Raw genomic sequence first — 22967 nt, 5'->3', positions numbered from 1 at the left:
CAAATAACCTTTATAATACAAAAATGAACAAAATATGTAAAAATATATTAGATGAAGTGATGATAAATTTGTTTTAATTATCCCAATTGACTAATTACCAGAACATTTGGGGCAGGAGAGCGGGTCCACGTTATATACTCTTTGGGCTAGCCTTGCCCATTTTCTTTCTTTTCATATTTGAAAACATAAGTTTAATAATTTCTGTATCCATTTCGTTAGTATCATTACGATCATCGTATTTTTGCATTTCTTCTTCCTTTTTCCTTAAGTCTTTTGCTTTGTTTGAATAATATCCATAGCACTTAATCATTTGCTCACCTTTATAAAATATCCAGAAGCTGCGATTAATTCTCAATCAGTGGCATAGTCAGCGTTACGGTAGTGTTTTTCCCTAGCGTGCTGTGAAATTTCAGACCATACTGTTCGCCGAAATATAGCTTGATTCTTTCGTCAATGTTTTTGATGCCGATTCCGCTGAATTTTGCTTTGTAGTCTTTTTCAAGGATACTATTTACAGTGTCTTCCTGCATACCAACACCATTATCGATCACATCAATGATCAAACAATCCTTCTCCGTGATAGCTTTAATTTGTATGATGAATTCATCTTTTGTTTCATCGAAACCGTGGAAAATAGCGTTCTCAACAATAGGCTGCAATATAAATTTGAGGATACGGCATTGTCGTAAATCATCAGAAACGGATATTTCAACTTCAAAGGTGTCACCCATGCTTAATTTTTGTAGGTTGACATAATTAATAATATTGTCAATTTCTTCTTCCAACAAGACGTCTGTCTCTTTGACATTAATATTATATTTCAACAGATTGATTAAATAAATGATGGAGTTTGCCACGCTGGGAACATTTTGTATATTGGCCATCCACTTAATGGTGTCGAGTGTATTGTATAAAAAATGAGGGTTGATTTGAGCTTGTAGTATTTGTAAGTTCATTTCGGCCTTTTTCTTTTCATCATTAATCCGATCCGTAATCAACCTATCCAAACGGACAACCATCCGATCGAATGAATTGCTTAATTGACCCAGTTCATCGTTTGTTGATACTTCTGAACGTACTTTTAAATCGCCCTTTTCTACCATCAAGATTTTGTCGCGCAATTTTTTGATGGGGGCGATAAAAGTAGAGGATAAAACCGATGAAATAATGATGCAGATAAAAAATAATATGATAGCGGCAATCCAGATATAAAGATTTAGAGCATCGATTTCTTCATAAATATGGTCAAAGGGAATGGCGCGGATTAATTTCCAATCGGTGTAACCGATGGAGGTTGAAACAATAAAATTTTGCTCGCCAAAGATACTTCCTTCAATAGAAACATTTCTCTCCTCCATCAATTGAGGATAACTCTTTGGGATATCGCTTAAATTAGAGTTGTACGGAAAATTGACAATCACATTTTGTTCTGCATCAACGAGAAGTAATTTTTCATCATTTTGTATAGAAAAAACTGTAAGTAGTTGATTAATTGTGCTTGAGTCAATCTCAATCATAATTAACCCCAACATATCTTCCGTATTTCTATCAAACACAGGCTGGAGATACAAAATCGTATCTAGTATAATGCTTTTGCGGTAGGCGGCGTTGCGTATAAATTCAAAGCGGTCGTTGCGGGCATTATTGTTCTTCGATAAGGAATATTGCTCGGCAATTTTTTTTAAATGGTTTTCATTTACGGAAAAATCGCTTGTATAAAAATGACCGTTGGCGTCGAATACAAAAATAGAATTGATATAGTCCTGAAGCATAACAGCCGACTTTAATATTTCGTTTAAATCCGTTTCTTTATCCATGTCGTCATTGCTTGTCAGTATATTAAGAAACTCTGCGTTAGAACCCAAATAGGAACCAGTATTCCGAGTTAATTGCAATAAAAAATCAATTTGCTGTTTAGAGGATTCTGAAAGATTTTTTACATAATTGATTTGCTTGTCCTGTAAAAGCTGTATATAGACATTGCTAACTACAAGCCAAATCACAAGTACAGAAAGAATCGCTAATATGCAATTGGAAAGAAAAAGCTTAGTTTTGATTGTAAACCGATTCATTTCATCGCCCTCCGTAAAACTTACTCCATTCTGTTTTTATATTGTTTACAGGTCATACCTGTTATTTCTTTAAAAACTTTGCTAAAATAATATGAATTTTCAAAGCCAACCATTTGAGCAATTTCATATATTTTGCAATTGGAAGTCAAAAGCAGTTCCTTTGCTTTTTCAATACGGTAATTAGTGATATATGTAATTAAATTTACGCCTGTCTCTTGCTTAAACAGAAGACTTAAATAGCTGTTGCTGATTTCTACATGGGCGGCTATAGAGCTTAATGTTAAGTTTTGGGCATAGTTTTCCTTGATGTATTGTATGCTTTTACGCATCACATAAGAGTATTTTTCTGAAGAATCGCCGGTGTAACGGTCGATGATTGTTTCGTAAAGAGATAGTACATAACTACGTACATTGTTAAACGTATACAGTCTACTAAAACTGGTATAATTCAATTTCTCATCTAATAACGTTTCTATTTGAGGTATGCCCAACTGATTCATAATTACCTTGGCAAAGCTTAAAAAATCGATAAACCGCTCCTCAACATATTCCTTGATCCGAATATGGAAAAGCTGGTTAAAAAAGCTGTTGATATAGGCATTCATGCTTTTCTTATCGGATAATGTTATATAATTTTTGAGCATCTTAAAATCCAATTTTGGGCATAGCGGCGGGGGACTATCCATTGCTGTATGGTAAACAACGATGGTTTCGCCGTCAAAAAAGCAGTCCTGTGACGCCCGGATCGCTTCATAATATAATGTGCTAACGTTGTCAAATGAATTACCTTCACGGCTAACGGCAAACATAATATTCAAATCCAAATATTGCCGTATATTCTTCCTTAAAAGAGTTAAATAAGAAATAATTTTTTTTGATTGCAAATCATCCGTATTTGAATTCTCTTTCTGATAGTGAAATAAATAATAGATTTTATTGCTTATAATTTTGCTAATGTAATTAATTGAATTACTTCTTTTTAATTGAAAGGCAACGTTTTCGATAGCGGAAACTATATCACGATTTAAGTCCACAGGCTGTTTTTTTATGCTGCCTATAGCCATTACATAATATTTTCCTAAAAAAAGAGAACCATATCGTTTCAGATCATTGTTATACATAAGATCGTCAAAAAATTCCGTTGTATCGATCTGACTTTTGGGACGGATATTGCCCCTTCCTTTTTGATCCAGCTCAGCTGATACTTTTTTTAGGGTAATCAAAAGGTTTTCAGCCTTCAGATCAGACTTTAAGATATAGCGGTTTGCGCCAGAATTTAAAGCCTCTTGTGCATATTCAAAATCATTATAATGGGAAAGGATGATACATTTTAAATCAGGCTTCCGCTCCTTTAAGGTCTTAATTAATTCAATGCCGTCCATGACAGGCATTTTGATGTCTGTCATTAAAATATCAGGGTCATATTGCTCAAACAACGCAACTGCCTCCTGACCGTTTTGTGCTTCACCCACCAGTTCATATCCTTCTGTTTCCCAATCAATTGTGGATTTTAATCCAATACGAACTAAAATTTCGTCATCTGCAATTAAAACTTTAATCATAGCGCTCACATCCTTCATTGAAGAATTTTATTATAAAAAAATAATATACAAAATAAAAAAATATTACAATTATTCATTTGTATATTTTTTGCAAATTAAAAGATAATACATTTTTTTATAATTCTATTTATTTTATCAAGGACGCAGAGAATCTATAATAATTATAAGAAGTTCACAAATAAAAAGCAAGCAAGATAAAAATTTTGCCCAAAATGATGCTATATTTTCTACAAGTTCTTTTTCGTGGAAAATAGTTACAACACAGTAATTGGAGGAATTAAAATGAAGAAAATGCTGAAAATACGAAAAATCATTGCGGTTATGGTTTTACCATTGCTCTTATACGTCACAGGTTGTTCCCCAACAGATCAAGATGGAACCAAGGCAGAATTCAACTGGAAGAGTGAAGAGGGCAAAACAATCAGCGTCTTTTTAACGCAACATCCCTACACAGACGCAATTATAAAAAAATTGCCAGACTTTGAAGAAAAGACTGGTATCACAGTGGATTATATATTGAGTCCAGAGGATAATTACTTCAATAAATTGTCTTTATCCTTTGAAAGTCAGAATCCTCCAGATGTTTATATGACCGGTGTGTATCAGCTTTGGGAATATGTGCCTAACAATTATGTACAGGAATTAGACGAATTTATCAACGATTTAAATTTAACGGATTCATCTTATGATATAGATGATTTTTATCCAAATATCCTTGATTCGTTGAAATGGAACTCATCTCTGGGTCATCGTATGGGCAAAGGTTCAATTTTGGCAGTACCCATGGGTTTTGAGCAATATGTATTGGCCTACAATAAAAGGATCTTTGCTGAAAGAGGGTTGAAACCGCCAAAAACAATCAATGATCTATTACAGCTTAGTAAAGATTTGCACGAATTTGACGGAAAAGGAACGTACGCTTTGGCGCTGCGAGGCATACGCTCCTGGACTTCTGTCCATCCCGGTTATATGTCAACCTATGTAGCATACGGTGCAAAGGATTTTGAATTGGCAGACGATAAGCTTATATCCGTTGTTAACAGTCCCGAAGCTGTCGAAGCAACTGATAAATGGGTGGAAATCATCAAAAAGGGGGCATCGCCTTCGTGGCAAAGTTACACATGGTATCAGGCCAGCGCAGATTTTGGTGCAGGGCGAGCGGCGATGTTATACGATGCCGATGCAGTAGGCTATTTTCAAAATGTAAAAGGTTATTCCAAGGAAGCAGGTAATATCGCATGGGTAACAGCACCTCTTCCCTATGAAGGGGCAGAAAATAAATCAAATTTATGGATTTGGAATCTGGCAATGAATAAGCAGTCAAAAGAAAAAAACGCATCATGGCTCTTTATGCAATATTTTACAAATAAAGAACATCAACTTTGGTCAGCATTGGAAGTAAACGGTGTGAATACGCCAAGGCAATCGGTTTTTAACAATCCTAAATATACGGATATGATTGCACAATCCGACAATTACATCGAGACCTTCAATCAGACCATTGAACATGCATCTATACAGTTTATGCCCCAGCCCTACTTTACAGAGACAACGGATTTGTGGGCAGGAACAATACAAGATTTGGTTGCTTCTAAATATAAAAGCACACAAGAAGGCATGGATGTTCTAAAAGAGGAAATGGATAAAGCTCTTAACGAAGTTAAAGTTAAATGAAAAATATAAAAGTTTAGGAGGTCATTTTTATGTCAAATCTACCCAAAAAAATGAAAGCACTGGTGGCATATGAACCAGGGAATTTTAAATTGTCGGAAGTGGATGTTCCTCGGGCAGGGAAAGGAGAAATCGTAATCAAGGTCGAAGCTTGTGGCATTTGTGCAGGAGATCTGAAATCCTACCACGGTGCAGTCAGTTTCTGGGGGGGGGAAGGCAATCCCCCTTATATAAAAGCACCTATGATTCCAGGACATGAATTCATAGGTGAAATTGTAGAAATGGGTGAAAATGTCAAAGGCGATTTCAAAATTGGCGACAGGGTTATTTCTGAACAAATTGTCCCTTGTGGCGAATGTAAATTTTGCAAAACAGGAAGATATTGGATGTGTCAAAAACATGACGTATATGGATTTCAATACAATGTAAACGGTGGCATGGCCGAATACATGAAATTTCCTAAAGAAGCGTTAAACTACCATGTTCCTAAGGACATTCCCATAGAAAAAGCAATTTTAATTGAACCTTATGCTTGTTCAAAACATTGCGTGGACAGAGCTAATCCCACCTGCGAAGACGTTGTTGTTTTGTCAGGTTGTGGAACACTGGGTTTAGGTATGATTGGAGCATTGAAATTAAGAAATCCAAAATGTCTGGTGGTTTTGGATATGAAGGACGAACGTTTGAAACTGGCAAAAAAATACGGTGCAGATGTTGTGATCAATCCAGGCAAACAAGATGCATTGCAAACGATTCTAGATATGACTGATGGCTACGGTTGCGACATTTACATTGAAGCAACGGGGCATCATTCCAGCGTACAACAAGGCTTGGAAATGATTCGTAAAATGGGACGTTTTGTTGAATTCAGTGTATTCAAGGATTTGGTAACAGTGGATTGGAGCATTATCAGCGATAGAAAAGAGCTTGATGTTTTAGGAGCCCATTTAAGTCCCTATTGTTATGAGCAGGTTATTGAATGGATTGCCGACGGAAGCCTGCCGACAGAAGGTGTTGTAACCCATAAATTCTCGTTGGAACAGTGGGAGGAAGCCTTTAAGCTGGCGGACACCGGTGTAGATAACGCTAAAAAAGTAATTATTGTACCAAATATGTAAGGGGGATTTCATATGAAGATAGCAATTGGCTGTGATGAAGCGGCTTACAGTTTCAAAGAGGTTATAAAGAATTATTTGGTTTCAAAAGGACATGAAGTTGAGGATTTTGGGGTTCACGACGTAAACCCCGTTCTCTATCCAGATATCGCTTACGCGGTAAGTAAAAGCATTGTCGAAAGTAAAAACGAAAGAGGCGTTCTCATTTGTGGTACTGGAATCGGCATGAACATTACGGCAAATAAAGTGCCTGGTATACGTTCAGCTGTTTGTCATGACCCCTTCTCAACTGAAAGAGCAAGAAAATCCAACAATGCGCAAGTGATGTGCATGGGGGCAAGAGTAATTGCTTCCGAATTGGCGAAAACATTAATTGACATTTGGCTTGACAGCGAATTTACAGGTGGTGCATCAACAGAAAAAGTAGAAAAAATTGGTTATTACGAGCAAAAAGAGATGAAGAAGGAGGCGATTTAGTATGCAAAGAATCATCAATGATCCTGATATGGTTGTAGAAGATATGTTAAAAGGATTTGTCAAAACCCATAATGATTTGGTAACTACGACAGAAAACAGCAGAGTTATCAAATATAAAAATGCACCGGTGAAAGGCAAAGTCGGTGTTGTAACAGGCGGAGGTTCAGGACATAAACCCGCATTTATCGGTTATGTAGGCAAAAACATGGTAGATGCGGCAGCGGTAGGTGAAATATTTTCTTCACCAACGGCAAAAGCGTTTTATGACGCATTTAAAGAAGCAGATAGCGGGGAAGGTGTTGCTTGCTTATACGGCAATTACGCCGGTGATAATATGAATGTGAAAATAGCAATTAAAATGGCACAAAAGGACGGTATCACTGTTAAAACTGTTGTGGCAAATGACGACGTGGCTTCTTCTCCAAAAGATGAAGTCGAGAAAAGAAGAGGGGTTGCTGGGGAAATATTGATGTGGAAAGTGGGCGGTGCAAAGGCGGCCAAAGGCGGAGATCTTGATGAAGTTATTGCGGCGGCACAAAAAGCAATTGATAACACCAGAAGTGTAGGTATTGGCTTAACGCCATGCACGATTCCTGCAGTAGGCAAACCTAATTTTGAAATTGAGAAAGGCAAAATGGAAGTAGGTATCGGACACCACGGCGAGCCTGGCATATTTGTAAGCGAGTTAAAAACGGCAAAGGAAATGGCCAAAATTATGTGCGATACCATTATCCCTGATTTACCTTTTGGCTATGAGGATGAAGTAGTGGTTGTTCTGTCCGGACTGGGTGCAACTCCCGTCATGGAGCTTTATATTCTATATGATGACATAGAGAATATATTGAAGGAAAACAACATTAGGGTGTATCGTTCTTATGTTGGAAATTATTTTACATCTCTTGAAATGATGGGTGCAACATTAACGATGATGAAGTTGGACGATGAATTAAAAGAACTGATTGATGAAGAAGTCAATACAATGGGTTTAAAACAATTCAAGGAGTGATTGGCATGAGATTTGATTCTAAAAATGGAATGATTGTTCTAAATAGCTTAATTGATACAATACATGAGAATACAGAATATTTAAGTGAAGTCGACGGTGCAATCGGTGACGGCGACCACGGTATTAACATGAATAAAGGTTTTATGCTTTGTCGGGAAAGAACGCAGGGTATGGAAATGAATATATCTGAAGCCCTAAACACATTGGGTGAAATCTTGTTTTCTGAAATTGGAGGCTCCATGGGACCTCTTTATGGTACATTCTTTATGGAAATGGCGGAAGCAAGTAAAGGCAAAGACGAGATTGACGCAGAAATTTTCTATGAAATGTTAAATCAGGCGATTACGGCAATTCAGTCCATTGGAAACGCCAAAGTAGGAGACAAGACGTTGCTGGATACGTTGATTCCAGCAATGGAAGCTTTCAAACAAGCCATTGACGAAGGGGAAAGCTTTGAGGAAGCATTGGATATTTTGAAACAGGCGGCGGAAAGAGGTAGAGACAGCACCAAAGATTTGGTTGCTAAAATCGGCAGAGCTGCAAGATTGGGGGAACGTTCCAGAGGTGTTCTGGACGCAGGTGCAACATCATGTTGCCTGATGCTTTGCAGCATGGCGGATTCCATGAAAGAAAATATGGCATAAAATGACTGGGGCAATCTTATATAATTAGACAAAATGCAAAATTGTCTTTTTTATTCAAAAACAGGTGCTTGGAGGTTATCTTAATGTTTAAAAATGCAATTATCGGCCAGTCGGGTGGTCCCACTGCCGTCATCAATGCTAGTCTTTACGGCGTAATAAAAGAAGCGATGGAGCAGGAACAGATCCATAGGGTATACGGCATGAAAAACGGTATCGAAGGCTTGTTGAAGGGTAATATTCTTGATTTAAAAGATGTATATGAAACCAAAAATTTTGACAGGCTGAAACATACACCAGCATCTTTTCTTGGCTCATGTAGATTTAAACTACCAGAAATTTGGGATGAAACATATCAGAATATATTCGAAATTTTCAAGGAATATGAAATCGGATATTTCTTTTATATTGGCGGCAACGACTCCATGGATACCGTCAGTAAACTAAGCGCTTATGCCAAAGAAATCGGCTTTAATATTAAAATCATAGGTATTCCAAAAACAATTGACAACGACTTATATCTAACGGATCATACACCAGGATACGGATCGGCAGCTAAATTTATTGCCACATCCGTTAAGGAGATTATGTTGGATTCTAAAGTCTATGATATGGAGTCAGTTACAATCGTTGAAATTATGGGTAGGCATACGGGTTGGCTTACAGCGGCAAGCGCTTTGGCTCTTGATACAAAAGATAGATGTGAATTGATGGTTTATTTACCGGAAACTCCCTTTGATATGGAAGGTTTTATTGAATCCTTAAAAGATAGATTAAAGCTAAATAAAACAGTGATAGTTGCCGTTTCAGAAGGAATTAAATTTGCAGATGGAACCTATGTATGTGAAACAGGTCAAGCATTATCTCTTGACAATTTTGGACACAAGAGCCTGGGTGGATGTGGAAAAGTATTGGAAAATGAAGTGAAAAACAAATTAACTGTAAAAGTCCGTAGTATTGAATTAAACGTATTACAGCGTTGTGCCTCTACATGTGCCTCTAAAACGGACATTGATGAAGCCGTTATGGCAGGAAAAAATGCAGTTACTTATGCCCTTCAAGGTGAAACTGGCAAAATGGTAGCATTTGTAAGGGAGAAGGAGTCGGATTATGAAATTAAAACAGTTTCGGTAGACGTGGAGAATGTTTGTAACAAAGAAAAATTTTTTCCAGCGACTTGGATTTATGACATATGTAATATCACAGATGATTTTATTGCCTATGTAAAGCCCCTTATTGCAGGTGAAGTACAGGTAGATTACGAAAATGGAATACCCGTATTTTTGGAGTTATAGATAATAACAAATAGAGAGGTGGAAAGAATATGTCAAAAGAAGAGTCAATGGCTATTCATAGTGAGGGCGTATTGAGGAAAGAGAAGGAAGTTGGATGGATTGATAGGATTAACAAAGCGAATTATGTAGGTGGTAAACTTCCAATGGCGGATAAGATTGCCTATGGATTGGGAGATATGGCGAATAATTGTATTTGGGCGGTTATTGTCAACTTTTTAATCTTATTTTATACCGATGTCATGCTTGTACCAGCTGCGGCAGTTGGAATATTAATGCTGGTTTCGAGAATTTGGGATGCCTTTAACGATCCTGTAATCGGTTTTTTATCCGATAACACTGAAACAAGAATCGGAAAATACAAGCCATGGATTATTTTTGGAACGGTACCTTTGGCAATCTTGTATGTGTTTACGTTTTGGGCACATCCTCAATGGTCGTTAAATGGACGAATCGTTTATATGGCGGTTACGTACTGTATTTTGGTCTTTTCTTACACTGTTGTTAACATCCCGTGGGGCGCATTGAATGCAGTTATGACACCGGATACAGACGAAAGAGCATCTCTTTCAGGAGTACGACTGTTCTTCTCTTTTGGTACAAATGCTATTGTAACTGTTGCCGTTATACCTATGGTATCGTTTTTAGGTAAAGGAAGCGAAGTAAACGGCTGGCTTTATACAACCATGATTCTGGGAGCATTGTCCATTCCATTGTATCTCATCTGCGGCATAAAATGTAAAGAAGTTGTTAAACCGCCGGAAACACAAAAGAAAGTTAAAATGAAGGAGTTAATTAAAGCTGCGACCAAAAATCCGCCTCTTTTAATCGTACTGGCAGGCATTGTTGTTACAGGCTTTATGATGTATGGGCGGGCGGCTGTATATGCATATTATTTCCGATATTATGCAGGTAACGACGGTTTATTAGGGATTTATGCCCTCCTGTTCACAGGTATCACAGGAATCAGTACACTTTTTGTGGATAAAATACAGGTCAAAGTCGGTGATAAAGCCAAGTTATATAGAATCGTTCTTGCAATCTTTGCAACACTCTTGTTTATTACGTATTTTATTCCTGTTACGTCCTATCCCGTTTTGTTTTGGGTTATAACGGCAATTTCAGGTTTTGTGAACGGATTTGTTATGGTACTTACATTCTCCATTATTCCTGATACGGCGGAATACGGTGAATGGAAAACGGGCATTCGAATGGATGGATTCATCTATGCACTGGCATCATTTGCACAAAAATTTGGCATGGCAATCGGAACAGCAGGCGTAGGTCTTGTTCTTGGGGCAGCGGGTTATACTGCAAACGTAGAACAAGCGGAAAACGTTCTTACGGCAATCAATTTTATGATGTTTATTCTTCCAGCTATACTTTGCTTGTTGGCTGCTATATTGTTCTTCTTTTATAAATTAGACAGAAAAACATTTAACAAAATTGTTGCTGAAATAGAAGAAAGAAATAAAAGTAATAATAGAAACAAACTTGGAGGTGAATAATTCTATGGGAACAATTGATAATCTTGCCATTAATACCATCCGCTTTTTAGCGGTAGATGGCATTGAAAAAGCAAAATCAGGGCATCCCGGTTTGCCGCTTGGAGCGGCGCCGGCGGCCTATACTCTTTGGGCGCATCATTTAAAACATAATCCTAAAAATCCAAGATGGCAAAACAGAGATCGTTTTATATTATCAGCGGGACATGGCTCTATGTTATTGTACTCTTTACTATATTTGTTTGGATATGGGCTTGCGATAGAGGATTTAAAATCTTTTCGACAGTTTAAAAGTAAAACACCGGGGCATCCAGAATATGGGCATACCTCCGGGGTTGAAATAACAACGGGTCCATTGGGTCAGGGTATTGCCAATGCCGTTGGGATGGCAATGGCAGAAAGTTTTAAAGCCACAAAGTTTAATAGAGATGGATTTAACATTGTTGATAATTTTGTCTACACATTGTGCGGCGATGGCTGTCTTATGGAGGGGGTTGCGTCGGAAGCGGCTTCACTGGCCGGTTCTCTTGGGTTGGGTAAGTTAATTGTATTGTATGATTCCAATAATATTACAATAGAAGGCGATACAACTACAACCTTCAATGAAAATGTTTTGGAGCGTTTCAAAGCTTACGGCTGGCAAACAATTTATGTTTCTGATGGAAATAATATTGATGAACTTAATGAAGCCATCAAAAGCGGAAAAGCAGATTTATCAAGACCCACAATCATTGAGATCAAAACAAAAATCGGATATGGCTCTCCAAATAAACAAGGCAAAGCATCTGCTCACGGCGAACCGCTTGGGGCAGAAGAAATTATTTTGACAAAAAAAGCTTTGGGATGGGATTATGAAGAATCTTTCTTTGTACCAGAAGAAGTTGTGAAAAATATGAAAGAAATCATAAGCTATTGCGAACAATATGAAAAAGAATGGAATGATACATTCTCAACTTATACAAAAACATTCCCAGATTTGGCTCAAGAATGGGATGCTTGGCATAACGGATTTAGTTTGAAAGAGAAAACACTTGATATCGATGGGTTTTGGAATTATGATCAAAACCTTGCAACAAGACAATCCAATGAAATTGTTCTAAACAAAATTAAAGCATATGTTCCTAATTTAATTGGCGGTTCCGCCGACCTTGCCCCATCGACAAAAACAATTATGAAGAGATTTGGCGATTTTTCAAAAGAAAATTATGCAGGAGATAATCTTCATTTCGGTGTAAGAGAACATGCCATGGCGGCGATTGCCAACGGCATAGCAGCTTACGGAGGTTTAACAATATATACGGCAGGATTCTTTGTATTTAGTGATTATATGAAACCGGCCATGCGATTATCAGCTCTTATGAAACTGCCCGTTATTTACATTATGACTCATGACAGCATTGGCGTCGGTGAAGATGGACCGACTCATCAGCCAGTTGAGCAATTGGCAATGTTGAGGAGTATTCCTAATTTTACCGTAATACGGCCTTGTGACACAAAAGAGACAGCAGCGGCATGGATTTATGCAATTAATCGAAAAGACACTCCGACGGCTTTAATATTAACGCGTCAAACATTACCACTTTTGAATGAAACTGGAAAAGGTGCACTAAAAGGCGGTTATATTGTAAAGGACTCTGAAAATCCCGACATCATATTGATGGCCTCAGGTTCTGAGGTTTCCATTATTTATAAAGCATACGATTTATTAAAGGAAAAGGGATATTCTCCTAGAATCCTCAGTATGCCTTCCATGGAAATATTTGATGAACAACCTGAGGAATACAAAGAAATGATTCTTCCTAAAGCAATTCAAAACAGAATTGCTGTTGAAGCCGCATCATCTCTTGGTTGGCATAAGTATGTGGGGATGAAGGGGCAAGTCGTTTCCATTGATCGTTTCGGCATGTCGGCTCCGGCGGAAAAAATATTTAAAGAATACGGGATTACCGTTGAACATGTTTGTAACACTGCATTGAAGATGATGGATATGATATAAAGTATGTTAGATCATATTTATAGATAGCATTATAAAGTAGAGATAGAAAGAGAGACTTTGCTGAGTATTTTAAGAAAAAAGATAACAATATATAAGATGATAATTATAAAAAATACAAAGGCTATAGATTACGTTCTATTGATGACAGCATTACTGAAATTCCAATGACTAGCTATTATTTTTGCATTAGGTGGGGCCTTATGTAATTCATAAATATCATCTTTTCCCATTATTAGAGAACCGCTGCCAAAGATCAGTGGCATAGAAGGTTTTATATGAAAATTAAAGAGTGATGCATATTCCCCTAGACGATATAAGTTTAGGGGAATTTTTGATAACTATCTACCCTCATATCTAATAGACAAGAGATGCTCAGAGTTATCCGTCAGCAGGGGTTAGGTTTGAAAAATTCAGGAAGAGCACCTGGACCCTGTGTTCCAGCTACTGAATAATGAAGATAAAACAGACCATTATAATAAAATCCAGGATGAAACGCTAGTCCTAGTAATCCCCGTTCATCATATCCACCACCAGAAACACCTAGTTTTATGATGCCTTATCTTGAGCTACTTTTGTATCTTTAGATATCCTTGCCTTTTCCCATGTTTGATAGTCTTTAAGTAGATTCAGTGACCTTTTAATCAACTTATCCTGTACCTTTGAACTATCTTTAAGAATATTTGACATCTGTGCTAACTGAAAATCTAAATATTTACGATTTTGAAGTTTATTAGCAAAAGAATTTGTATTAGATTTGTTTATTGATGCAGAAAGAGACTCCTTGAACATCAGTAGTAGAAAACTATTTTTCTTTTGTTTGGGAACTTTCTTAACCTCTTCATAAATTTGATTAAAAAATTTCTCTAGATTGCGTTTTCTATAATAGTAAAACGCAGCCCCTCCACTAATTAGCAAACCTAGTATTGCTCCTACAGTAAACACGTTGATAATATTCATGAATAAGTCCACCCCTTTTTAAGATATACTATTCATTTTACCATAAATTCTTTTGCAAATATACTATATATAGAGGCTTAGAGTTGAGTTAAAGCATTGCCTTTTATTGGAAAATAATAAAAATATTGATGACCATCTCAGAGAGAAAGCAGAGGGACAGGCAAATTGAATTTTCAATCAATTTACCTGTCCTTTTGTTTTTGTAAATCTGCACTGAACTTTTAACAGCTAAAGAATCTAATTTCCCTCAAATCTATACCAATAAAGCTCCATCCTCGTCGAGTATGTTGCCAACCTGCAACCGAGGTAGGGCCAACGAATACGGGGAAGAATGTAAATCTTCTTCTATCAATTAGCTCTACAGTTGTAAACCTAAATAAGCAGAATCTAATTGCCCCTGGGTCTACTGCATAGGGTTGTTGAAAATCATCAAATGGTGGTGGTGGGCCAACAGGTGGCTGAGGGAAACCTGGGGTTGGTCCAAAGGGTGGCCTTCCATATGGGGGTTGATTATAATTTACATCATCGTACAATTTAAACACCTCCTTTTTGATATCAAAAAGCTTAAAGTTATTCAACTACCTATTAAGATTAATAAGGATAGTCCTCGATGAATTACAACTCCTTTACTATAGGATTTTTGTATATTTTATGTTTTGTAGTACAATAACGTGATTTCTCCGCTTGTTAACAAATTAAGAATCTAGTATGCAGATTGGCCAGGTTCTCAAGTTTAATATAGATACTAAGAGATATATTGTATATGGCTACGAGACCGTTGATGAATTACTAAAACATAAGATGGTAATAAAAGAGTTTTTAGCAAATTAGGGTAGCATTTTTTATCAAATGTATAAAAAAAGTAAAAAGGTTCATTGTAGTATTAATATTCCGGTTGGGGTGGATGTTCTCTTAATCGGATTTTTTTATAGGTAGTGGTTAGCAGTATTTTAAGAAATTGAGAAAAATATCTTATTATCCTACGAAACTATTTGTAGTAAATGCAATTTATAAATTCAGGGCAAACTATATTGACAGGGGTGTTAGTATATGCTATTGTTTTACTAACATATTAGTTAGGAAAACAATAGGAGAAAAATAGTATGCCTACAAAGCTTTATGATAAAGAACAAATTTTGAATGACTGTTTAGCTGTATTTGCCCGACATGGATATGAGAAAACTTCCACAGTGATGTTGGCAGAAGCAGCTGGTATATCTAGAGCGCTAATCTTTCACCATTTTAAGAGTAAAAAAGAGTTATATTTATCCTTGCTAGATAGGTATTTTGAAAAGGGAAGTATTGAAATGAACTTTAATAATATGCTGGAGCAGGGAGATTTTTTTGAGGTTAAGGAAAAGATTAGCACTGTCAAGTTTAACTACTACAAAGAGAATCCTGAACTATATAAAGTTGTGATGGAGGCCTTTTACAATACACCAGAAGGATTGAAGAAGGAGATTGAAAGAAGGTATGGTGAGTTTATTGACAAAAGGGACAACGTATTGGAGCAGTTATTTGAAAAGGTTCCCTTAAGGGAAGGTGTAGACAGAGAGCAGGCATTCAAATTAATCAAACTTACATTGGATTATTTTGAAAACAAGTATCTAGCAGACCTGGTGGAAGATGAAAATTTGAATGAAGCCTATTTTGAAAGCTTTATTGAAGAAAGAAATCGCTTTTTTGATATGATTCGGTATGGAATTCAAAAGTAGAGGAGGGCTTGTTATGGGTAATATGGTCAAAAGCTTTAAAGTGCTAACTCCTGAGCTGCAGGTACATGCAGGGGGAAAAGGAGGCATGCTGGTAAAAATATATCAAGGGGGATATCCAGTTCCAGATGGGTTTGCAGTAAGATCCTTTGGATTAAGCGAAGATTCAGCCCAAGCCTCCTTTACTGGCGAGTTTGAAAGCGTTCTTAATGTTGGAACGGACAAAGATATAAAGAAAGCTATTGATGCAGTTATAAGTGAGGTTATTTTATGAATAAAAAAAAGAAAATGGTTATCATTGCTTTGGTTATATTAGTAATTTTAGCCCTTTTAATTGGTGGCTATAAATTAATGAATTCTAGAACATATCAATTATTCGGTGATTTAACTTATCGTGTAGATACACAGGAAAAAGTAGTTGCATTGACGTTTGATGATGGACCAACAGCAAATGTAGAAAAAATATTATCTTTGTTGAATCAATACGACGCTAAGGCTACGTTTTTCCTTATTGGAAGTGAGTTAGAAAACCATATGCAGTTAGGTAAAGATATAGTGAAAGCGGGGCATCAAATTGGAAATCATACTTATGCTCATAAACGAATGATTTTTAAGAGTTTTTCTTTTATCAAACGAGAAATTGAAATGACGAATGATTTAATCCGAGAAGTTGGTTACAAAGGTGAGATAGATTTTCGTCCCCCTAATGGGAAAAAACTTGTTAATTTGCCTTACTATTTAAAAAAACAAGGCATAGAAACAATTACTTGGGACCTTGAACCAGATACCTATTATTCTGCTGTTTTTGATAAAGTAGATTATGTAAATAATAATGTTAAGCCAGGTTCTATTATTCTGCTTCATCCAATGCATGATAATACTGAAAATGGGTTAAAAACTATTGAAGGCATATTAAAATCCTTATCCGAAAGGGGTTATAAATTTATTACTGTTAACGAGTTGAAAAATATGTAGTTTGGTTTTCTAGTAAGAAAATATTAGACTAAAATTAGTATAATCGTTATAGAAGAAGAATAGGATGAAAAAATTGAAAATAATCAATTGAAAGTTGTAATAGATCTTAATCTATCATATAAGTAGAAAATAAAGAAATGGTACCGAATGAAAAGTACATCTACATTGAACTGCCTCTTGACCATAATAATCATGACCTAGGAAAGTACAAGGAGTTTTATATTTTGAGTCGAAATTTTGATCCAGAACAAAATATGATTTTTTACTTAACCGACGGACAACAGAATAAAGTTCATCCTTCAGTATCTTTTGAATAAAGGTTATCCTCTATACAAGATGATAAGACGTATAACTATAAAACGATAATGGCATGATATAAATACAGGATCAATCATTACCATAGTCATTGCTAAAGGAGGTATGTATGCAATGCAACAAAATCAACAAGCTCAACAAGCAGCTGAACTGGCACAGCAGACAATCCAGCAAGCATTACACTCAATTCAACAAGCGACACAAGTAACTAACCCTCAAGCAGTTCAAGTGGCACAACAACAACTACAACAAGCTACTCAACAACTAGAACACGCTCAAAATAGTGCTCAACCCGCTCAAAAACAACAATTTCAACTGGTTCACCAACAACTGCAGCAGGCCCTTCAACAGCTAGAGCAGGTGCTACAATTACAAAATCAGTCATAATACAAGAGGCACCTAAGGTATTTCTAATAGGTGCCTTGCCAATGTTTCCTTCTGCAAAGAAGTATTAAATGATAAAGTCTTTACTCTATGGAGTCATTAGATAATACCGATTTTACAGCTTCTTCAATTTCTTTATATCCAGTACAACGACAAATATTCGACTCTAAGCAATCCTTAATTTGTGCATCATCTGCGTTAGGATATTTTTTAATTAGCGAGTGAGAATTCATAATAAACCCAGGGGTGCAATAGCCACATTGGAAGGCAAATTTTTTAATAAACGCCGTTTTAATAGGTACATTTTGAAGCCCTTCCACTGTAGTGATTTTTTTTCCAACAGCCTCTATAGCAAGCATCAAGCAGGACTTCATCGCTTCACCATCTACATCAATAGTGCAGGCACCACAATCACCATTTAAACAACCAGGTTTCGCTCCTGTTAAACCTAACTCCTCACGGAGAACATGCAATAATGTATCGGCGTGACGTACATATACTGAACGCTCTTCACCATTTACATTCAAAGTAATTTCTGATTTATACATTTTCTGCTCCTCCTATAGTATCCAGCATATCTAGTAGTGTGTTTTTCAACACAAACCTTCGATAATTTTCAGAACCTTGAACATCATTCAAAACAGGTGCTGGGATATGTTGCATTGCTTTTTCGATTTTTGCTTCATTAGATAGTTCTTGATTATTTAGGCTTTTTTCCATATTTTCATTACGGAAGGGATAAGAACATAAACCGCTAAAGGCGAATTTGATATGTTCATTTTTTTTCAAAGCCGCAACTGTTATTAGAGGATAACCTACATCCCAATGTTTTCGTTTTTTGATACATAGAGAAGGTAATCCCATCTCTTTCTCATCTGTGATGACTTGAACCAGTAGTTCACCTCTTTGCAATTTTAGTGTTTGATCAAACATCTCGTTTATTGACACTTGTTTTAAACCAGTTGGACTAGCGATTACGATTTGACTATCTGATAATAAAAGAGGTAAAACTGTTTCTCTATATATAATGTTTGCACACATATTTCCGCCTAACGTTATTTTATTTCTAGCCGTATGGTCAGCAATTTCTACTATTGCTTTACTTAAAAAGGGGAAATATTGTATTTCCCGAATCTTAGTTAGTGTTTGTGCTGCTCCAAAAGTAATTTTACCTGCCTCTTTATTTAGTGCAAGACATTCAGGAATTCCTTTAATATCAATGACAGCACCTGTATTAATTCTATTGACTCTTCCTAAAGTAATGATTTCTGTACCTCCAGAAAAATAGATTGGCTCCTTGCCTTGTTGATCCAAAGATTGAAACAATAATGTTGCTTCGCCTATTGACGATGGTTTATAATACTCGAAATCATATGTAATCAATTTTCATTCATTCCTCTCTTTTGCATCCAAATCGATTCAGGTGTAAGAGGGAGTTTATTTAACTCTACTTCTGAAGCTACTGATAAGGCATTTGCTAATGCTGCCGGCATACCGATTAATCCATGCTCTCCGAGCCCACGGGCTCCATAGGCACTATCAATATGAGGCGTTTCAACAAAGCTAACAATATATTCTGGATGATCACCATACCTGAAAGGGGTGTAGGTACGAAGACGGGGATTAAGTACTTTTCCACCCTCATCAAATATGAAGGTTTCACTGCTTCCGAAATTTAAACCCATCTCCATGGCGCCCATCACTTGGCCTTCCGCTAATTTCATATTCAGTACCTTGCCCGCATCAATAACAGAGTAGGCTTTCAGTATTTTATAAGTATAATCCCTCGTATCAAACTCTATTTCAACGCCTTGAGCACCGACTGTGTACTCAGGACCAGGGCGCCCTATACCAGTTTCGTGATCAAGATGTGTTAAGTGTCTTAATGTATATTGGCCTCGTCCAATTACCTGAGCGCCAATTGAATATCCATGTGGATACTTATATCCATGACAAATATCTTTTATTTTTATAAAAATATCAGGTTCATCTCTCACATAAACCATTTCATTTTCTACTTCGAGGTCATCTGGTGAACACATTAGCACTCGGGAAGCAATATCTTTTAATTGTACAATTACGTCATCAGCTGCCTTCAGGAGTGCTCTACCAGCCATCAGCGTACCTCTACTAGCCACAGTTTTCCAATGTTCGGGTATTGTTTGTGTATCTACTTCCATTTTGACATGTATTTTATTGATATCTATTTTTAGCTTTTCTGCTAGTAACTGGGCAAGTACCGTTTTTGTGCCCATTCCTATCTCCACAACTCCAGATTCGATATTTACGCTACCATCTCCATTGAAAACTAAAATAATTCCAGAACCAGCTTCACTATCAATTGTTGAAGTTTTCCAAATACAACTAATTCCTTTTGCACGAACTTTTCCATCATTTAGTTGAATTACTTGCCCTTCGTTCCACTGCATCAGGTGCTTCAAAGTCCCGATACAATTAGGTAAATTGCCAACTGTACTTTCATTAAGCCGAATTTGTGTTGGGGTAGTATGTCCTGGTAAAATTGCATTTTTCATCCGTAGTTCCATGGGGTCCATTTTAAGTTTTTTAGCCAACATGTCCATTGCTCTTTCAAAAACAAATAGGAGCTCTGAATGTCCAAATCCTCTGTAGGCAGTTACATATGGGTGATTGGTATAAACACATAGAGAATCGCACTTTAAATGATCAATATGATAAGGGCCTGTAGAAGTGACTGCCGCAGCTCTGCTTATTGTTGCACCTTTGTCGGAATATGCACCTGTGTCAAAGACATATAGAATTTCTGCTGCAGTTAATTGTCCATCTTTTGTTGCTCCCAGTTTAATGTGGGCATTTAGGCCAATATGTACTGGAGATGTAATCATGTCTTCTTCCCGTGTGTTTAGCAGCTTTACTGGCCTGCCTCCAACAGCAGCTGATACCATATATGCTATCAATTCCAACTGAAGGGGAACTTTTCCACCGTATGCTCCGCCAACTAAGGGGGTGTTGACTATGATCTTTCCTTCCTCAAGTTGAAAATAATCCTTCATTAGTTTTTTTATCATATATGGAGACTGAGTAGCAGACGTAAAGACAACATAACCATCTGGACGGATTTCTGCGATAACACATCTTGTTTCCATAGCTATATGGTCAGATTGAGAAAAGGAAAAATCAGCCTCTATAGTTACGTCGCTAATTTTCCAGCCTTCTTCCATAGATCCCTTTCGAATTTTCGTACGATCTGCAATGTTGGTATTGGCCTCGGGATAAACATGTTCTATTTTTTCGTATACAGCCAAATTTTCATGAACTAGTGTAGCATTTGGAAGGAGGGCATCCTTTGGAGAATTCACAACCGGCAATGGTTCATATGCAACTTCTATCAGTTCAGCGGCTCGTTTTGCCTGAAGGGCAGTATCCGCTACTACAGCAGCTACCGGCTCCCCATGATACCTTACTTTATCGTAGGCAATTGGAGGTCGATCTTTAATCTCTTCCCCTGTAAGTGGAAAGGGCTGACCTACAATAATTCCCCGTACTCCGGGTATTTCCAACGCCTTTGTGGAATCGATGTTTATGATTTTAGCATGTGCATAGGGACTTATCACCAGCTTTATATGCAACATATTTTTAATTGAATAATCATCTGTATATTTAGCTGTGCCCGTTACTTTTTCAAGTGATTCTTTCCGGAAAACACTTTTTCCGATGCTTAAACCCATGAAACTCAGCCACCTTTAGTAAAATATTGATATATATCTTGATACACACCCTCTAGTATTAGTTTTGACAACTTAATTTATTCTTTGTAAAGTTTTAAAATTAGCATATCATCTAAATCATGACTCTTTGCATAAAAATTTTTTATTTAACTCATTATATTAATGTGCCTTCTAAGATTAGAATTATGATGGTTTCATGCACTATCTTTTTCTAAATTTTTGAATAGCCCCTATGATGAAAATAATTAGTTAGGAGTTTTTAAAATGCCAAACAACAATGATGTTATTTCAGCTGAAATGTTAACCCTTATTATAACAGCCACGGTTATTGGAGCGTTAGCTCGGATTGCATCAATTAAATTAGACCACAGACAGTACCCAAACTATCCAAATGGCTATTTAATTCATATAGTGACAGGAGGACTTGCGGCTGCAATAGGGGCATTTATCGTACCAGCATTAGTCGCAAAGGAATTCACAGCTGTTACCTTTTTAGCTTTGGGAATCCAACATTTTCGAGATGTTCGAAAAATAGAAAGAGAGAGTCTTTTAGATCTTGAAGGTGAAGAGTACACAAAGCGTGGTGAAGCTTATATTGATGGGATTTCAAAAATATTTGAAGCACGTAACTACATAGCATTGCTGGTTGCCTTTACTACAGGACTAACGATTCAACTACTTCAAAGCTTGACGGATGTTTCCTGGTGGATTGAGGTTATATGTGGTTCCATAGTAGGACTTATCTTATACTACATACTTAAGTTATTTACAAGTCGACAAACCATAAAAGATATTGCTACTGTAACTAAAGGCAAAATCGAAATTAAGGGTTCTGATTTATATGTTGATGATATGTTTGTGTCTCATTTAATGGGTAGAGAGGAAGCAAAGAAGTGGTTTTTGGAGGACGGCCTGGCTGCTATTATCCATCCGAAACATGACCACTACCAAATTCCGCTTCTAAACAAAGGACAACGACAGGCTGTATTATTTGAAGTAACGCGTAGAATGGGGCAGAGAAAGATATATAGCGTTCAAGACATAAACAGCGGTAAACTCATTATTGCACTAGTTCCTGTTATCAAAAATTTTGATCTATTAGAAGAAACAATTTTACTAACACCTATATTAGAAACGGTGAAAAAAAATCCTAAGTTATTAAACATAGAAAGGGAGGGGGAAGCTAGTGGGAAAAGATGAAGGACAAATCAAAGGTATTTTGGCATATATTACAACTGATAAAAATCGATATTTAGGTGGCGATCCCCTAGCATTATTAGTTAAAGATAAGGAGGAATTAGTTAAAATATCCGATACAATTGCAGAAGCTTTTTTGGCGGATATTGTAGAACTCAGTAATGGAGATTATTTGATCATAAAAAAATAACAAAGCAGAGAGGGACGGTAGGCTGCGTAAAAATGCTATTGGAGGGATTTTCGTGCCCACTTTGGGGCGTATTTTAGCTTTGTTTAGGGATTTTACCTCAAATTTCGTTGAATTTGCTACAGTTTGACTTCACTTTCGAAAAAGTCAATGGTATTTTTATCCGTTTTACCGCAGTCTGCCGTCCTTACTTGTA

General features: G+C 36.7%; 23 protein-coding genes. 14 read left to right on the top strand and 9 right to left on the bottom strand.

The annotated features are described in order from the left end of the window. Positions 1-130: 130 nt before the first annotated feature. The 3 genes from BJL90_RS00880 to BJL90_RS00870 are packed head-to-tail and all read right to left on the bottom strand — an operon-like array spanning position 131 to position 3634. Positions 131-310: a hypothetical protein gene (locus BJL90_RS00880; RefSeq protein WP_070963476.1), complete on the bottom strand. Its 180-nt coding sequence runs from the start codon at positions 308-310 to the stop codon at positions 131-133. A 34-nt stretch (positions 311-344) separates the two neighbouring features. After that, entirely contained in the window at positions 345-2072 is a 1728-nt protein-coding gene (locus BJL90_RS00875) for a sensor histidine kinase (RefSeq protein ID WP_070963474.1), read from the bottom strand. Between the two features lie 20 nt (positions 2073-2092). Beyond that, positions 2093-3634, bottom strand: coding sequence for a response regulator transcription factor (locus BJL90_RS00870; RefSeq protein ID WP_070963473.1), 1542 nt, complete (start codon positions 3632-3634; stop codon positions 2093-2095). Positions 3635-3916: 282 nt separating this feature from the next. Here BJL90_RS00870 and BJL90_RS00865 point away from each other — a divergent pair, with 282 nt between their 5' ends. The 8 genes from BJL90_RS00865 to tkt all read left to right on the top strand — a co-directional run bounded on the left by BJL90_RS00865 (position 3917) and on the right by tkt (position 13337). Next, a complete protein-coding gene (locus BJL90_RS00865; protein WP_081562157.1) occupies positions 3917-5308 on the top strand; it encodes an ABC transporter substrate-binding protein in 1392 nt (463 codons plus the stop codon). Positions 5309-5337: 29 nt separating this feature from the next. Further along, positions 5338-6423, top strand: coding sequence for an alcohol dehydrogenase catalytic domain-containing protein (locus BJL90_RS00860; protein WP_070963471.1), 1086 nt, complete (start codon positions 5338-5340; stop codon positions 6421-6423). Between the two features lie 12 nt (positions 6424-6435). After that, complete coding sequence (gene rpiB / locus BJL90_RS00855; RefSeq protein ID WP_070963469.1) at positions 6436-6897, top strand: ribose 5-phosphate isomerase B; 462 nt, start codon at positions 6436-6438, stop codon at positions 6895-6897. 1 nt (position 6898) lies between these two features. Next, positions 6899-7903: a dihydroxyacetone kinase subunit DhaK gene (locus BJL90_RS00850; protein WP_070963467.1), complete on the top strand. Its 1005-nt coding sequence runs from the start codon at positions 6899-6901 to the stop codon at positions 7901-7903. A gap of 5 nt (positions 7904-7908) precedes the next feature. Then, on the top strand, positions 7909-8547 hold the full coding sequence (gene dhaL, locus BJL90_RS00845; protein ID WP_070963465.1) for a dihydroxyacetone kinase subunit DhaL: 639 nt from the start codon (positions 7909-7911) through the stop codon (positions 8545-8547). A gap of 83 nt (positions 8548-8630) precedes the next feature. Then, on the top strand, positions 8631-9839 hold the full coding sequence (locus tag BJL90_RS00840) for a 6-phosphofructokinase (protein WP_070963464.1): 1209 nt from the start codon (positions 8631-8633) through the stop codon (positions 9837-9839). A gap of 29 nt (positions 9840-9868) precedes the next feature. After that, entirely contained in the window at positions 9869-11344 is a 1476-nt protein-coding gene (locus BJL90_RS00835; protein ID WP_081562156.1) for an MFS transporter, read from the top strand. Between the two features lie 4 nt (positions 11345-11348). Then, positions 11349-13337 (top strand): transketolase, encoded by a 1989-nt coding sequence (tkt, locus tag BJL90_RS00830; RefSeq protein ID WP_070963462.1) that lies wholly within the window; start codon positions 11349-11351, stop codon positions 13335-13337. A gap of 128 nt (positions 13338-13465) precedes the next feature. Here the strand turns inward: tkt and BJL90_RS23010 are convergent, their stop codons facing one another. From BJL90_RS23010 to BJL90_RS00820, 3 genes are all read right to left on the bottom strand, one after another. After that, positions 13466-13600, bottom strand: a complete 135-nt coding sequence (locus tag BJL90_RS23010; RefSeq protein WP_257786397.1) for a hypothetical protein — start codon at positions 13598-13600, stop codon at positions 13466-13468. A gap of 283 nt (positions 13601-13883) precedes the next feature. After that, positions 13884-14294, bottom strand: a complete 411-nt coding sequence (locus BJL90_RS00825) for a hypothetical protein (protein WP_070963460.1) — start codon at positions 14292-14294, stop codon at positions 13884-13886. A 221-nt stretch (positions 14295-14515) separates the two neighbouring features. Further along, positions 14516-14827 (bottom strand): transporter, encoded by a 312-nt coding sequence (locus tag BJL90_RS00820; protein ID WP_156778679.1) that lies wholly within the window; start codon positions 14825-14827, stop codon positions 14516-14518. A gap of 570 nt (positions 14828-15397) precedes the next feature. Here BJL90_RS00820 and BJL90_RS00815 point away from each other — a divergent pair. From BJL90_RS00815 to BJL90_RS00800, 4 genes are all read left to right on the top strand, one after another. Beyond that, entirely contained in the window at positions 15398-16009 is a 612-nt protein-coding gene (locus tag BJL90_RS00815; protein WP_070963459.1) for a TetR/AcrR family transcriptional regulator, read from the top strand. A gap of 13 nt (positions 16010-16022) precedes the next feature. Then, complete coding sequence (locus tag BJL90_RS00810) at positions 16023-16280, top strand: PEP/pyruvate-binding domain-containing protein (RefSeq protein WP_070963458.1); 258 nt, start codon at positions 16023-16025, stop codon at positions 16278-16280. Beyond that, on the top strand, positions 16277-16981 hold the full coding sequence (locus BJL90_RS00805; protein WP_070963456.1) for a polysaccharide deacetylase family protein: 705 nt from the start codon (positions 16277-16279) through the stop codon (positions 16979-16981). Before BJL90_RS00810 ends, BJL90_RS00805 begins: the two co-directional genes overlap by 4 nt. A 429-nt stretch (positions 16982-17410) precedes the next feature. Then, entirely contained in the window at positions 17411-17683 is a 273-nt protein-coding gene (locus tag BJL90_RS00800) for a hypothetical protein (RefSeq protein WP_070963454.1), read from the top strand. Positions 17684-17763: 80 nt separating this feature from the next. Here BJL90_RS00800 and BJL90_RS00795 read toward each other — a convergent pair whose 3' ends face one another. From BJL90_RS00795 to BJL90_RS00785, 3 genes are read right to left on the bottom strand one after another with little or no spacing between them, the layout of a single operon-like run. Continuing rightward, on the bottom strand, positions 17764-18228 hold the full coding sequence (locus BJL90_RS00795) for a (2Fe-2S)-binding protein (protein WP_070963453.1): 465 nt from the start codon (positions 18226-18228) through the stop codon (positions 17764-17766). After that, the gene (locus tag BJL90_RS00790; protein WP_070963451.1) at positions 18221-19063 is read right to left on the bottom strand and encodes an FAD binding domain-containing protein; all 843 of its coding nucleotides are present in this window, start codon (positions 19061-19063) and stop codon (positions 18221-18223) included. The genes BJL90_RS00795 and BJL90_RS00790 overlap by 8 nt, the downstream gene beginning before the upstream one ends. Then, entirely contained in the window at positions 19060-21387 is a 2328-nt protein-coding gene (locus tag BJL90_RS00785) for a xanthine dehydrogenase family protein molybdopterin-binding subunit (protein WP_070963449.1), read from the bottom strand. The genes BJL90_RS00790 and BJL90_RS00785 overlap by 4 nt, the downstream gene beginning before the upstream one ends. Before the next feature lie 264 nt (positions 21388-21651). Between BJL90_RS00785 and BJL90_RS00780 the strand changes: the two genes are divergently transcribed. After that, on the top strand, positions 21652-22587 hold the full coding sequence (locus tag BJL90_RS00780; protein WP_070963447.1) for a YIEGIA family protein: 936 nt from the start codon (positions 21652-21654) through the stop codon (positions 22585-22587). After that, a complete protein-coding gene (locus BJL90_RS00775) occupies positions 22574-22774 on the top strand; it encodes a capping complex subunit for YIEGIA (protein WP_070963445.1) in 201 nt (66 codons plus the stop codon). The genes BJL90_RS00780 and BJL90_RS00775 overlap by 14 nt, the downstream gene beginning before the upstream one ends. The last annotated feature ends 193 nt before the right edge of the window (positions 22775-22967 follow it).

This window comes from Clostridium formicaceticum, assembly GCF_001854185.1.
GTDB classification, from domain to species: Bacteria; Bacillota; Clostridia; order Peptostreptococcales; family Natronincolaceae; genus Andreesenella; species Andreesenella formicacetica.
The sequence above is the reverse complement of the archived record's forward strand: the minus strand, read 5'-3'. Positions and strand labels throughout refer to the sequence as shown.

What these genes read in the sequence shown, in the direction of transcription:
- BJL90_RS00825 (WP_070963460.1), bottom strand. Translation starts at nt 14,294, where the DNA reads ATGAATATTATCAACGTGTTTACTGTAGGAGCAATACTAGGTTTGCTA.
- tkt (WP_070963462.1), top strand. Translation starts at nt 11,349, where the DNA reads ATGGGAACAATTGATAATCTTGCCATTAATACCATCCGCTTTTTAGCG.
- BJL90_RS00810 (WP_070963458.1), top strand. Translation starts at nt 16,023, where the DNA reads ATGGGTAATATGGTCAAAAGCTTTAAAGTGCTAACTCCTGAGCTGCAG.
- BJL90_RS00870 (WP_070963473.1), bottom strand. Translation starts at nt 3,634, where the DNA reads ATGATTAAAGTTTTAATTGCAGATGACGAAATTTTAGTTCGTATTGGA.
- BJL90_RS00835 (WP_081562156.1), top strand. Translation starts at nt 9,869, where the DNA reads ATGTCAAAAGAAGAGTCAATGGCTATTCATAGTGAGGGCGTATTGAGG.
- BJL90_RS00785 (WP_070963449.1), bottom strand. Translation starts at nt 21,387, where the DNA reads ATGGGTTTAAGCATCGGAAAAAGTGTTTTCCGGAAAGAATCACTTGAA.
- BJL90_RS00865 (WP_081562157.1), top strand. Translation starts at nt 3,917, where the DNA reads ATGAAGAAAATGCTGAAAATACGAAAAATCATTGCGGTTATGGTTTTA.
- BJL90_RS00815 (WP_070963459.1), top strand. Translation starts at nt 15,398, where the DNA reads ATGCCTACAAAGCTTTATGATAAAGAACAAATTTTGAATGACTGTTTA.
- BJL90_RS00805 (WP_070963456.1), top strand. Translation starts at nt 16,277, where the DNA reads ATGAATAAAAAAAAGAAAATGGTTATCATTGCTTTGGTTATATTAGTA.
- BJL90_RS00850 (WP_070963467.1), top strand. Translation starts at nt 6,899, where the DNA reads ATGCAAAGAATCATCAATGATCCTGATATGGTTGTAGAAGATATGTTA.
- rpiB (WP_070963469.1), top strand. Translation starts at nt 6,436, where the DNA reads ATGAAGATAGCAATTGGCTGTGATGAAGCGGCTTACAGTTTCAAAGAG.
- BJL90_RS00795 (WP_070963453.1), bottom strand. Translation starts at nt 18,228, where the DNA reads ATGTATAAATCAGAAATTACTTTGAATGTAAATGGTGAAGAGCGTTCA.
- dhaL (WP_070963465.1), top strand. Translation starts at nt 7,909, where the DNA reads ATGAGATTTGATTCTAAAAATGGAATGATTGTTCTAAATAGCTTAATT.
- BJL90_RS00860 (WP_070963471.1), top strand. Translation starts at nt 5,338, where the DNA reads ATGTCAAATCTACCCAAAAAAATGAAAGCACTGGTGGCATATGAACCA.
- BJL90_RS00840 (WP_070963464.1), top strand. Translation starts at nt 8,631, where the DNA reads ATGTTTAAAAATGCAATTATCGGCCAGTCGGGTGGTCCCACTGCCGTC.
- BJL90_RS00875 (WP_070963474.1), bottom strand. Translation starts at nt 2,072, where the DNA reads ATGAATCGGTTTACAATCAAAACTAAGCTTTTTCTTTCCAATTGCATA.
- BJL90_RS00800 (WP_070963454.1), top strand. Translation starts at nt 17,411, where the DNA reads ATGCAACAAAATCAACAAGCTCAACAAGCAGCTGAACTGGCACAGCAG.
- BJL90_RS23010 (WP_257786397.1), bottom strand. Translation starts at nt 13,600, where the DNA reads ATGCCACTGATCTTTGGCAGCGGTTCTCTAATAATGGGAAAAGATGAT.
- BJL90_RS00880 (WP_070963476.1), bottom strand. Translation starts at nt 310, where the DNA reads ATGATTAAGTGCTATGGATATTATTCAAACAAAGCAAAAGACTTAAGG.
- BJL90_RS00780 (WP_070963447.1), top strand. Translation starts at nt 21,652, where the DNA reads ATGCCAAACAACAATGATGTTATTTCAGCTGAAATGTTAACCCTTATT.